Annotated in this window: 12 protein-coding genes; 5 read left to right on the forward strand and 7 right to left on the reverse strand. The window is 65.3% G+C overall.

What is annotated here, in order from left to right:
• Positions 1-21 precede the first annotated feature (21 nt).
• The 4 genes from IFT60_RS17710 to IFT60_RS17725 form a co-directional block, all read right to left on the reverse strand.
• Positions 22-1,977: a DUF6600 domain-containing protein gene (locus IFT60_RS17710; RefSeq protein ID WP_192053942.1), complete on the reverse strand. Its 1,956-nt coding sequence runs from the start codon at positions 1,975-1,977 to the stop codon at positions 22-24.
• A 122-nt stretch (positions 1,978-2,099) separates the two neighbouring features.
• Complete coding sequence (locus tag IFT60_RS17715) at positions 2,100-2,738, reverse strand: LysE family transporter (RefSeq protein ID WP_192053945.1); 639 nt, start codon at positions 2,736-2,738, stop codon at positions 2,100-2,102.
• Between the two features lie 91 nt (positions 2,739-2,829).
• Positions 2,830-3,114 (reverse strand): HU family DNA-binding protein, encoded by a 285-nt coding sequence (locus tag IFT60_RS17720; protein ID WP_192053947.1) that lies wholly within the window; start codon positions 3,112-3,114, stop codon positions 2,830-2,832.
• A 127-nt stretch (positions 3,115-3,241) separates the two neighbouring features.
• The gene (locus IFT60_RS17725) at positions 3,242-3,481 is read right to left on the reverse strand and encodes a BrnA antitoxin family protein (RefSeq protein WP_229510966.1); all 240 of its coding nucleotides are present in this window, start codon (positions 3,479-3,481) and stop codon (positions 3,242-3,244) included.
• 221 nt (positions 3,482-3,702) lie between these two features.
• On the opposite strand from IFT60_RS17725, the gene IFT60_RS17730 reads away from it, so the two are divergent.
• Together IFT60_RS17730 and IFT60_RS17735 are read left to right on the forward strand one after the other, a co-directional pair.
• The gene (locus tag IFT60_RS17730) at positions 3,703-4,644 is read left to right on the forward strand and encodes a DUF808 domain-containing protein (RefSeq protein ID WP_192053949.1); all 942 of its coding nucleotides are present in this window, start codon (positions 3,703-3,705) and stop codon (positions 4,642-4,644) included.
• Between the two features lie 174 nt (positions 4,645-4,818).
• Positions 4,819-7,311 (forward strand): TonB-dependent receptor plug domain-containing protein, encoded by a 2,493-nt coding sequence (locus IFT60_RS17735; protein ID WP_192053951.1) that lies wholly within the window; start codon positions 4,819-4,821, stop codon positions 7,309-7,311.
• A gap of 60 nt (positions 7,312-7,371) precedes the next feature.
• Here the strand turns inward: IFT60_RS17735 and IFT60_RS17740 are convergent, their stop codons facing one another.
• Positions 7,372-7,881, reverse strand: a complete 510-nt coding sequence (locus tag IFT60_RS17740) for a hypothetical protein (RefSeq protein WP_192053954.1) — start codon at positions 7,879-7,881, stop codon at positions 7,372-7,374.
• Positions 7,882-7,914: 33 nt separating this feature from the next.
• A complete protein-coding gene (locus IFT60_RS17745) occupies positions 7,915-8,382 on the reverse strand; it encodes a hypothetical protein (RefSeq protein WP_192053956.1) in 468 nt (155 codons plus the stop codon).
• Between the two features lie 57 nt (positions 8,383-8,439).
• On the opposite strand from IFT60_RS17745, the gene IFT60_RS17750 reads away from it, so the two are divergent.
• The 3 genes from IFT60_RS17750 to IFT60_RS17760 all read left to right on the forward strand — a co-directional run bounded on the left by IFT60_RS17750 (position 8,440) and on the right by IFT60_RS17760 (position 11,287).
• Complete coding sequence (locus IFT60_RS17750; protein WP_192053958.1) at positions 8,440-9,726, forward strand: SDR family oxidoreductase; 1,287 nt, start codon at positions 8,440-8,442, stop codon at positions 9,724-9,726.
• Complete coding sequence (locus IFT60_RS17755; protein ID WP_192053960.1) at positions 9,726-10,190, forward strand: DUF2269 family protein; 465 nt, start codon at positions 9,726-9,728, stop codon at positions 10,188-10,190. Before IFT60_RS17750 ends, IFT60_RS17755 begins: the two co-directional genes overlap by 1 nt.
• 77 nt (positions 10,191-10,267) lie before the next feature.
• Complete coding sequence (locus tag IFT60_RS17760) at positions 10,268-11,287, forward strand: zinc-dependent alcohol dehydrogenase family protein (RefSeq protein WP_192053963.1); 1,020 nt, start codon at positions 10,268-10,270, stop codon at positions 11,285-11,287.
• 15 nt (positions 11,288-11,302) lie between these two features.
• Here the strand turns inward: IFT60_RS17760 and IFT60_RS17765 are convergent, their stop codons facing one another.
• Positions 11,303-12,118 (reverse strand): glutaminyl-peptide cyclotransferase, encoded by an 816-nt coding sequence (locus IFT60_RS17765; RefSeq protein ID WP_374001150.1) that lies wholly within the window; start codon positions 12,116-12,118, stop codon positions 11,303-11,305.
• Between the last annotated feature and the right edge of the window lie 8 nt (positions 12,119-12,126).

Raw genomic sequence — 12,126 nt, forward strand, 5'->3', positions numbered from 1 at the left:
CTGGTCCCCGCCAGTACCACCTCAGCGGTCCATCTGGCGCGCGCCGTCGCGCTGGCGCGGACCGTCATTGCCGCGCCGCTGCGGCCCCTCTTGCCGCGCCGGCGCCGCCTGGGGCGGCGCCATGGCGGGCGCGGGCGGCGGACTCGGCATTGCACGCGGCGGTGGCGCGACGGCGGCCGCCGCCTGCCGTTGCATCTGCGCCTGTGCTTGCGCCTGGGCCTGGGCTTGCGCACGGGCGGCGGCCGCTTCCATCATCCCGGCCGTACCGCCGCGCTGTTGCTGGGTAAATGGCTGCGGTTGCGGCTGCGGCGCAGCGTCGATGGCCGGGGCGGCGTCGCGCCGCTGGCCGAAACCGCGCTGGCGCTGGCCATCCTCGAAGGCACCGCGTTCTTCACGTCCTTCCCGTCCATCGCGGCCGCGCCAGTCGCGCTGCCGGTCGGGCTGGGGAACGGTCGTGATCACGCCCGGCTGGCGCACGAAACCCGGTTGCGGCGACTGCACCAAGGTGGGCGGCGCCGTCATCAAGGGCGCTGGCGGCGCCGGCTGGGCGGCCGGCGGCTGGCCATCGCGTCCGGGCTGGCGGCCATCACGGCGCCAGCTGTCGTTGTCGCCGCGGCCCACGCGCGGCCCATCCGGACGGCCAACGCCATCGTTATCGTTGCCGCGCCGCTCGCCGATGCGGCCATCGCGGCCATCGCGCCCGTCAGGGCGGCGTGCATCGTCTGCGTTACGCTCGCGCCAGCCACGCGGCACCGGCGGCTGGGCGCCAGGCGTCGCCTGCCAGTTCGCCGGCGGCGTGGCGCGCGGTTCGTGTTTGACGACGACTTCGCCGCGCTGGCCAAAACGGTCTTGCGGCACCACGGTGAGACCGCGCTGGCGGTAGTCGGGACGGCCGTCGCGCCGTCCATCGTGCTTGCCGTCATGGGCATTCAGGCGCCGCAGACGGTTGTCCGACAGGCGGTAACCGGGCACGAAGCGGTCGTAGGGAGACAAGGGATACCAGCCCTGGGCGATCGACGTTCCGGCATTGATGCTCCAGCCGGCGCCGCCGACCCAGCCGACCAGGGCAGGCGCCCACACCGGATGGCGCTCGAGGCGCCCCGGTGCCCAGGCCCAGCGGTTGTTGACGTGGACCCAGCGCCCGTAGTGGAAGGGCGCATAGCCCCAGGGCGCATTGTCGACCCAGGTCCAGCCCCAGGGAGCCACCCAGGTCCAGCGGCCGTCGCGGTAGGGCACCCAGTTCGAGCCGACCGTCGGCAGCCACAGGGCGCCGTATTCGCTGTCGTCGCGCCAGCTGCCATAGCGGTCGAGGTCTTCGTAGCCGGTCATCTCGGCCGGCACGTAGCGGGTGGCGCGCACGGCTTGCGTCTCGCGGTCGCGTGCCAGCGCCCAGTCGTCGAAGGCATCGGCCAGCGCTTGCGTCGTGCGCAGATCGCTGCCCTGTACCTCGGCGCTGCGTCCGCTGCGCACGGTCAGGCGCTCGCCGCCGCCTTCGACGATCGCCACGCCGTCGAACACGCCGATGCTGCTGGTGTCGCGCACCCGCTCGGCATCCACGCGCAGCCGGCCCGGCCCCTGCAGCAGCACGCGCGCCTGCGGCGTGGTCACCTCGAAACCGCCGGCCACTTCCTCGTTGACGACGCGGATGCTGGCGCTGCCGTAATGCAGGCGCAGGCGCAACTGCTCGTCGTCGAGCTGCAGCACTTCCAGCGCGGAGTCGCCGTCGAGGCGGATCGCGGTCGAGCCGATGCGCAGTTCGGTGCGCGCACCGGGCGCCGTCGAGATGGTCTGGTTCGAGGTGACCGGCCAGTTCACCAGCGCGGCATTCGCGGTCTCGCCGGCGCTGCTGATAGTGACCTGGCCTTGCGCCAGGGCGACGCGGCCGACGCGAGCCGGCGGATCTTCCTGCGCGTGCACGACAGTGGAATGAACCGCCAGCGCCAGCAGCGTTGCGGTGGTGAGTAGACGGAGAGTCATCGAAAGCTCCAGGCGAGGGGGACGGAATGCGTCGACCTGATTACACCGCAGACAGCCAGGCCACGACAACCGGGGTTACAGACGGTTGCACATCGTGCACAACCGACACATGCCGCCGCGTTTCAGCTGCCCGCGCGCTTGACGAAAAATAACATTGATCCCACCACGACCAGGACGGCGCCAAAAAACCGGTTCTGGATGCGCATCGCGCGCGGATCGCGAAACAGTCTCTGCATCGAGGCGGCCAGGGTCGCGTAACCGTGCATGACCAGGCTGTCGATGGTGACCATGGTCACGCCCAAAATCAGCAGTTGCGGCAGCAGGGCGGCATCCTTCGAGATGAATTGCGGCAGCACCGCGACCATGAAAATGATGCCTTTCGGATTGGTCGCATTCGTCAGGAAACCGGTCAGCACGCGCTTGCCGAACGAGGGGTGCGCGGCCAGGCCGGCGCTGCTGGCCGTCGGCCCGGTCTCGGCTTTCGAGCGCCATTGCGCGATGCCGAGATAAATCAGGTAGAGGGCGCCAATGATTTTCACGACCAGGAAGGCGGTGGGCGAGGCCAGCAGCAGCGAGCCGACGCCGGCGCCGGCGATCGCCAGCACCAGGATCAGGCCGAACTGCAGGCCGAGCACGGTGGCGCTGGCCTTTTTGACGCCATACGCCAGCCCGTGCGACATCGACAGGACGGCACCGGAGCCGGGAGAAATGGCGATCACGGTGCCGGCGATGACGAAGGCGATCCAGGTAGCGAAAGACATGGGGAGAACTCGGGAAACGGACTGGCGAGGGAACAGGAGGGAAATGGCGCGCGGCATCCTGCCGCCACGCCATGCAGGCTACAAATGACTGTTACTTCTTGCGCGGGTTGACGGCAGCCTTGAGCGTGGCGCCGGCCGAGAAACGTGGCGTCTTCGATGCGCCGATCTTGATGACCTCGCCCGTTGCCGGGTTGCGGCCCTTGCGCGCTGCGCGCTTGGTGATCGAGAAGGTGCCGAAGCCGGTGATGCCGACCGTGTCGCCCTTTTTCAGACGCTCGGTGATGATCTCGATGATCGTGTTGACCGCGCTGTTGGCAGCGCTACCGGACATCTCGGTACGCTTGGCAAATTCCGCGATCAGTTCGCCTTTTTTCATGGTGCCTCCGGGTTTGAAAGAGCGGAAAGAGTAGCACAAATGTTTGCCACTTGTAACTTTCTCGCACCCTTCAAACGGGCGCCACGATACGCTGCGTTTTATTTGGCGCCGTTTGAAGGCGCGCCCGTCACAGCAGGCCCGGTTCGATCCCGGCCGCCGCCAGGCGCGTGCGCAGGGCGGCATTGATCAGGGTCTGGTAGCCGGTGCCGCAGCGCTCGGACAGGGTGCGGAATTCGTTCAGCACTTCGTCGTCGAGGTAGATCGTGATGCGCGTCTTGCGTTTCGGCGGACGCGTGCGGCGCAGCGGGGCAGCGGTCTTGCCGTGGGTCGAATTCGGGGTATGGCTGGGGGTCGGTGTCATCATCATGGTCTCCGTCGGCGGGCGAGGCTGCGAGGTTGAGGGTAACTTCGCGCAGCCTTCGATACTGACTATACGTACACCGGCTGGCACCGGTGCCGCCAAAGCGACGAGCTGCAGATTTTCGGGCGTGAAACGCATTTTATCGCGCTGAACCGTGTGCCCGCGCCAGCGGCGCTCGGTTAAGATGCTGCCATATTGTTAATTTCGTACATCTTCAGGAGTAGTCCATGGCTGCAGGCAGTTTGCTCGCTTTACTCGACGATATCGCCACCGTCCTCGACGACGTGTCCGTCATGACCAAGGTGGCGGCCAAGAAGACCGCGGGCGTGCTCGGCGACGACCTCGCCCTGAATGCCCAGCAGGTCACGGGCGTCGATTCCTCGCGCGAACTGCCGGTGGTGTGGGCGGTGGCCAAGGGATCCCTCTGGAACAAGGCGATCCTGGTGCCGGCGGCATTGCTGATCTCGGCCTTCGTCCCCTGGCTGATCATTCCATTGCTGATGATCGGCGGCGCCTTCCTGTGCTTCGAGGGCGCGGAAAAACTGGCCCATAAATTCCTGCACAGCCCTGAAGAAGACACGGCCCACAAGGAACGCCTGGTCACGGCCGTCGCCACCAAGGAAGACCTGGTCGCGCTCGAGAAGGACAAGATCAAGGGCGCGGTGCGCACCGATTTCATCTTGTCGGCCGAGATCATCGTGATTTCTCTGGGCACGGTGTCGCAGATGCCGTTCATGCAGCAGCTGGCGGTGCTGGTCATCATCGCCCTGGTGATGACGATCGGCGTCTACGGGCTGGTGGCCGCCATCGTCAAGATGGACGACGCCGGCCTGTACCTGACCCAGAAATCGGGCGGCGTTGCCCAGGGCCTGGGGCGCATGCTGCTGGCGCTGGCGCCGCGCCTGATGAAATTCCTGGCGATCGTCGGCACCGCCGCGATGTTCATGGTCGGCGGCGGCATCGTCAGCCACAACTGGGCATTGCTGCACCATTACTCGGAAGGTTTTGCGACCAGCCTGGCGAATGTGCCGGCCATCGGCGGCCTGCTGCACGCAGTTGGCCCGGTGCTGTTCGACGCCCTGGTCGGGATCGCGGTCGGCGTGCTGGTGCTGATCGTCGTTACCTTGATTAACAAGATGCGCGGCAAGAAGCCCGTGCCGGCGCACTAACTAGTACTGCGCCGACAGGCTGATTTTCCTTACGTCATCCTTACGTAAACACAACTGTTGCTTTCTGTACTACAGCACCCGTAGCAAATTGACATGCTCGGGTGCGCCCTCCAGACTGAACTGAGCAGGCAGTGCGCAATCCACTGCTCAGTTCAATCATGCGAGGGGAATTCAATGCAAAGTACGACGAAGAAAACGGTGCTGGCCCTGGCCATTGCCGCGATGTTCACAAGCGCAGCGCAGGCACAAACCCAGGACAGCACCGCCACCGAAGGCAGCGCCGCCACCGTGGTGGTCACTGGCACGCGCGTGGCCAACCGCAGCGCGCTCGACACCGCCGCCGCGGTCGACGTCATCTCGGCCGAGACCCTCAAAAACACCGGCACCACCGAGATGAACCAGGCGCTGTCGGTGGCTTTACCGTCCCTGAATTTCCCCCGTCCTTCGCTCACCGACGGCACCGACACCATCCGCCCGGCCACCCTGCGCGGCATGGCGCCCGACCAGACCCTGGTGCTGGTCAATTCCAAGCGCCGCCATAGCTCGTCGCTCGTCAACCTGAACGGCAGCGTCGGGCGCGGCTCGGCGGCGGTCGACATGAACACGATCCCGACCGCGATCGTCAAAAACATCGAAGTGCTGCGCGACGGCGCCGCCGCCCAGTACGGTTCCGATGCGATCTCCGGCGTCATCAACCTGCGCCTGCGCAACGACCGCGACGGCGGCGAAGCCAGCGTGACCTATGGCGCGCGCTTTACCGAATACGACCTGTTCAACGACGTCACGCCGGCGGGCGGCACCTGGTCCGGCCCGGCCTCGCGCGAGCGCACCGATGGGCAGAGCGCCACCGTCAGCGCCTGGAAGGGTTTAGCGATCGGCGAGACCGGCCACCTGACCATCGCTGCCGAATACAAGGACCAGTCGCGCACCGAACGCGGCGGCTACGACGTGCGCCAGCAATACCCGCGATTGGCGAACGGCACGTTCGACCCGCGCGAAAACACGATCGACCGTTTCAATGCCTGGTACGGCGACCCGGAAATGCAGCAAACGACCCTGTTCGCCAACGCCGGCAACGACCTCGGCAACGGCGTCAAGGTCTATGGCTGGGCCAGCTACCAGAAGAGGGAGGCGCGTTCCTCCGGCTATTTCCGCCCGGCCCAGGATGCGCGCAACATCCCTGCGATCTATCCGGACGGCTTCCTGCCGGTGATCGCCCCCACCGTGGACGACTTCAGTCTCACCGGCGGCGTGACCTGGTCGCTGGGCAGCTGGGACATGGACACGTCGCTCGGCTACGGCAAGAACAAGATGCAGTTCGAGATCCAGAACACGCTCAATCGCTCGATCGGCCCGTCCAGTAAAACCGAATTCGACGCCGGCGGCTTTTCCTACGACCAGCTGGTGTTCAACCTGACCGGCGTGCGCACGCTCGACGTCGCCGGCCTGTCGTCGCCGCTGAACATCGCCGTCGGCACCGAAGTGCGGCGCGAAGGCTATGAACTCTTCGCCGGCGAACCGGACTCTTACCGCTACGGCGGCCAGGTGCTCCCCAACGGCACTCCGGCCGCGCCGGGCGCCCAGGTGTTCCCGGGCTTCCGTCCCTCCAACGAGATCGACACCCACCGCACCGCAGTCGGCGCCTTTGTCGACTTCGAAGCGAACATCACCCCGCAACTGCTGGCCTCGGTCGCGGTGCGCGCCGAACATTACTCGGACTTCGGCGAAAGCCTGGCCGGCAAGATCGCCGGCCGCTACGATTTCAGTAAAAGCTTCGCCCTGCGCGGTTCGCTGCAGAACGGTTTCCGTGCGCCGTCGCCGCAGCAGCAGAATTTCACCTCCACATCCACCAATTTCGTCGATGGCGTGCCCTACGAGATCACCACCTTCAAGCCGACCGATCCGGTGGCCGTGGCGCTCGGCGCGCAGCCGCTCGACGCCGAGAAATCGGTCAACCTGTCGCTCGGCGCGGTGCTGCGTTTCGACCGCGTCAGCCTGACGGTGGACGCCTACCGGATTAAAATCCGCGACCGCATCGTCTTGTCGGAAAACCTGTTGCAGCCGAACGTGCGCAATTACATCGTGTCCCAGGGGTTTATCGGCGTCGGCGGCGGGCGCTTCTTCATCAACGGCGTCGACACCACCACCGACGGCGTCGACATCGTCATGAACTGGCCAGTCAATGCCGGCGCGGCCGGGCGCTTCGACACCACGCTGGCGGCTAATTTCAACAGTACCGAGGTCACCAAGACCCCGGTCACGGCCCAACTGGCGGCCCTGAACCCGGCGCCGGTGCTGTTCGACCGCGTCAACATCATCGCCATCGAGGAAGGCCAGCCGAAGAACAAGTTCAGCGCCAATCTCAACTGGAAACTGGGGCAGTGGGGCGCCACCGCGCGCGCTACCCGCTACGGCAAAACCATGACGCCGGGTACGACCGCCGCCCTCGACTTCCAGCTGGGCGCGAAAACCATCGTCGACCTCGAGGCGCGCTACGCCTTGACGCCGAAGATGACGCTGGCGCTCGGCGCCGACAACGTGTTCGACCAGTACCCGGAAACGCTGCCGCCGGCGCTGAACACGACCGGTAACACGCCATTCTCGAACTATTCGCCGTTCGGCCGTTCGGGCCGGTTTGTGTACGCACGCGCCAACTACGCGTTCTGAAGCTCATGAAATAAAACGCGCCCGGGATTTTTCCTGGGCGCTTTTTTTATTCCGATACCTTTATGACGCCGCCGCGATCGTTCGCCGCCTGCCGGCCGCGACGCCATCGCGCACGGCCCACACGAACGACAGCACCGCCATCGCCGTCAGCACCCAACTGGCCCAGCCGTAATCGACGCGCACGACCGCCGTCGGCGCGCCATGCCACCACACCAGTGCATACGCGACCAGGGTGATCAGGATGCCGAGGCTGATGAACATCAGCAGATGCACCACCCGTTCCGACGTCGGCAAGATGCGCGTGTCGCCCTCGACGATGACGTCACGCGTCGAGACGATCACCTCGCCCAGCAGCAGCGCGCCGATCCACCAGACCCAGGCGCCATGCCATTCGTACCAGGCCAGGCAGGCGAACAGGCTGGCGAAGATCGTTTCGCGCGCGGCGTGCAGCGCTTCCTCGGGGGCGGCGTCGCCGCGCTTCGGCAGTTTCGCCAGCAGCTCGTGGTTGACGACGATGTCGAGAAAGCCCAGCACGCCATGCAGGAGCAGCACATAAATATAGGGCGGCACGATTTCCTCGCCTGTTCTAGACTGGCACGGCTGTCAGCGCTTGCGCAGGGCGATCGCGCCCAGCGCCAGGCCGACGGCAAAGGCGGCGTACACGCCGGCCAGCGATTTTTTCGACAGGCGTTTTTCGTAGCCGGGTTGCAGGCGTTGCGGCGTCAGCTTGTAGTCGGCGAAGCAGGCAAGCGCCGAGGCAGCGGCGGACGCGGCCATTGTCACGCGCAGATCCTTGCGGTCGAGCTTTTCGCCGGCCAGCTTTTCGAACAGCACCGACCAGAAGGTGGCACTGGCGTGGTGGATCAGGTAGCCGGTAATCGTGTACTTCAGCGAAAAGCCGTTGTGCTCGGCCGCTTCGTCGCCCCAGATCCAGTGGCTGACCGCATTGGTCGGCGCATAGGCGCTGCCGGCCTCGGAACGGCCGAGCAGGGCCAGCGCGGCGGTCGAGACGATGCTCGATGCGGCCCCGCCGATCAGGCCGCGTTGTAATGAAGTGTTCCAATCTGACATAGTGATCGTCCTCGCTAACTTGTCATGACTCGATAAATCGGTCGGTAAAGGAATTGCATGCGGATCTTGCTCACCGGCGCCAGCGGTTTCATTGGACAGCATCTGTTACAGGCGCTGCTGGCCGAAGGCCACCACGTCGTCTGCGCCGTGCGCAAGCCCAAAGAAAGCAGCGACCCGCGCCTGAGCTATGTGCATGCTGACTTCGCCAACGATACCGACAAATCGGTTTGGCTGGCGCGCCTTTCCAAGGTCGAGGCCGTCATTAACACGGTCGGGATTTTCCGCGCGTCGGGCCGGCAAACCTTCGAGCGCCTGCATGTGCTGGCCCCGCGCGCGCTGTTCGCGGCCTGCGCCGAATCCGACGACGTGCGCATGGTGATCCAATTGTCCGCGCTGGGAGCGGACGCGCAGGCCGACACGCGCTACCACCTGTCGAAAAAGGCGGCCGACGATTACCTCGCCTCGCTGCCGCTGCGCGCCTACATCGTCCAGCCCTCGCTGGTCTACGGCAAGGAGGGCGCCAGCGCCGCGGTCTTTAAAACCCTGGCCAGCATGCCGCTGTCGGTGCGCTTCGGCAGTGCGCCGCAGCTGGTGCAGCCGGTGCACGTCGACGACGTGGTGGCGGCCATCGTCGCCCTGCTGCGCCACCGCCTGCCGCTGGCGCCGGGCAGCACCGCCATGCGCGTTCCCCTGGTCGGCCCCGAGGCGCTGCCGTTCAGCGACTACCTGGCACGCCTGCGCAGCGCGCTGGGGATCCCAGGACGCCAATGGGTGTTGCCCTTGCCCGGCCCCTTGGCGCGCCTGCTGGCCAAGGCCGGACGCTGGCTGCCGGGCGCATTGCTCGACGAAGACGCGCTGCGCATGCTCGACCGCGGTAATACCGGCGACGCCGCCGTCATCACCCATTTGCTGGGCCGCGCGCCGGCGCCGATCGCCGCTTTCATTACCGACCCGCGCGCCGAGCGCACCCTCGCCAAGCTCGGCTGGCTGCTGCCGACGCTGCGCTGGAGCATTGTCGCGGTCTGGATCGCCACCGCCATCGTCTCCTTCGGCCTGTATCCGGTCGAGGCCAGCTATGCGCTACTGGCGCGCACCGGCATCCCGCCGGCGCTGCAGCCGCTGATGCTGTACGGCGCCGCGAGTTTCGATTTGCTACTCGGTCTCGGCATCGCTTTCCTGCCACGGCGGCGCTGGCTATGGCTCGCACAATTGGGTTTGATTGGTTTTTATACGGTCGTGATAGCGTTCAAATTGCCCGAGTTCCTGCTGCACCCGTACGGACCACTAACGAAAAATTTGCCGATGCTGGCGGCGATCTGGCTGCTGTATGAACTGGAGGAATAATGGAGTATGTCGTTGTTAAATGGCTGCACATCCTGTCGTCGACCTTTTTGTTCGGTACCGGCATCGGCTCGGCCTGGTACATGCTGTTTGCGAATATCAGCCGCGACGTGCGCGCAATTGCCGTGGTCAGCCGCAATGTGGTGATCGCCGACTGGGTGTTCACGGCCACCACCGCCATCATTCAACCGGCCACCGGTTTTTACATGATCCACCTGGCCGGTTATCCGCTGCACAGCAGATGGATCATGTGGTCGATCGCCTTATACGTGCTGGCCGGCGCCTGCTGGCTGCCGGTGGTATGGATTCAAATGCGCTTGCGCGACCTGGCCGCCGAGGCGGTGCGCACGAACGGCGACCTGCCGCCGCAGTACTGGCGTCTCTTCAAAACCTGGGTTGCGCTGGGGGTGCCGGCGTTTATCGCGTTCGTCGTGATTTTCTGGCTGATGGTGGCCAAGCCGACGTAGTGCTCTGCAAACGGAACACCGTGTCATGGCGCGCGCAGTAGAATTGCCTGCTATTGAACGACTTCCAGGAGAACACGATGCGGGCTTACCAGATTCTGCCGGGCGACAACATCGACGGTTTGCGGTGCGTGGATTTCCCCCAGCGCGAATTGGCGAATGGCGAAGTACGGGTGCGTGTGCACGCAGTGTCGCTGAATTACCGCGACTTGATGGTTGCCAGCGGCAACTACCTGGTGAATGTGGATGACCCGATCATTCCCTGTTCGGACGGCGCCGGCGAAGTGCTGGCCATCGGCCATGGCGTGAGCCGGCTGCAGGTGGGCGACCGCGTGGCCGGTTCGTTCTTCCCGCACTGGCAGGATGGGCGCACGTCGCCCGGTAAAATCCGCCATGCGCTGGGCGGCGACATCGACGGCATGCTGGCCGAGGAGGTCGTGCTGCACGAAGAGGCATTGGTCAGAATTCCGCCGCAGTTGAACTATGTCGAAGCGTCGACCATGCCCTGCGCCGGCGTCACCGCCTGGAATGCGCTGTTCGAGTCGAGCAATGCCATCAAACCCGGGGACACCGTGCTGCTGTTGGGCACCGGCGGCGTCTCGGTGCTGGGCCTGCAGCTGGCGCGCGCGGCCGGGCTGCGCACGATCATCACTTCGTCGTCCGACGAGAAACTGCAGCGCGCCCGCGAACTCGGTGCGCACCACACCATCAACTACCGCACCACGCCCGAGTGGCAGGACGAAGTCTTGCGCGTGACGCACGGGGTGGGTGCCGACGTGGTGCTGGAAGTGGGCGGGCAGGGCACCGTGAACCGCTCGGTGGCGTCCTGCGCGATGGGCGGCAGCGTGGCGATCATCGGCGGCGTCAGCGGCTTTGGCGGCGAAGTCAATCCGGCGACGCTACTCGGCGGCGCCAAGCGCATGGTCGGCATTTTCGTCGGCAGCCGCCTGATGCTGGAGCAGGTGATGCGCTTTGCCGCGATCAACGAGATCAAGCCGGTGGTCGACCGCGTGTTCGGTTTCGACGAGGCGAAGGCAGCCTATCGCTACATGGAATCGGGTTCGCACTTCGGCAAGGTGGTGATTTCGGTGGTGGGATAATCACCGGCCCTCGGTTTATCTACCTTCGAAACGCACCAACTCGATCTCGAACAGTTTCGGCCAGAACTTGCCGGTCACGTAGAGCTTGCGGTGCTTGCCGTCGTAGGCGATGCCGTTCAGGACGGCGTCGGCCGAGTTGGTGCCGCGTTTTTCGCGCGGCAGCAAGTTCGTCAGATCGATCCAGCCGGTCACCTTGCCCGAGCCTGGATCGATGCGGGCGATGATGTCGGTGCCCCAGACGTTCGCATACAGTTCGCCGTCGACGACTTCCAGTTCGTTCAGGGAGTCGATCGGCTTGCCCTCGGCCGTCACCTGCACGCGCCGCACTTCCTTCAATGAGCCCGGATCGAGCACGCGGATGCTGGCGCTGCCATCGCTCATGTAGACATTTTTCGTATCGCTGGCCAGGCCCCAACCTTCGCCTTCGTAGGGGAACTTGCCTTTCATGGTGAACGTCTTGGCGTCGAACACATAGCCGGTCTTCGATTGCCAGGTCAGGCCGAGGATGTTGTCGCCGACGGCGGTCGATCCTTCGCCGAACACGTCGTTCGGCAAGTCGGTCTTTTGCAGTACCTTGCCGGTTTTCAGGTCGAGACGGCGCAGGGTCGAGCGGCCGGTCAGTCCCGTCGTTTCGAACAGGTGGCCGTCGCGGAAGAACAGTCCCTGGGTAAACGCCTGCGGATCGTGCGGATAGGTGTTCTTGACGATAAAGCCGTAGACGGGGATGGCCGCCACGGCGGCATTGCAGGCGCAGCCTGCGAGGACGAATGCGGTGAGGGCGGCGGCGGGTTTCAGCATGCTGGCACGGATGCGGTTATTCGGGACGATCACTGTAGCAT

The organism is Massilia sp. CFBP 13721, from assembly GCF_014842025.1.
In the GTDB taxonomy this organism is placed as follows: domain Bacteria; phylum Pseudomonadota; class Gammaproteobacteria; order Burkholderiales; family Burkholderiaceae_D; genus Telluria.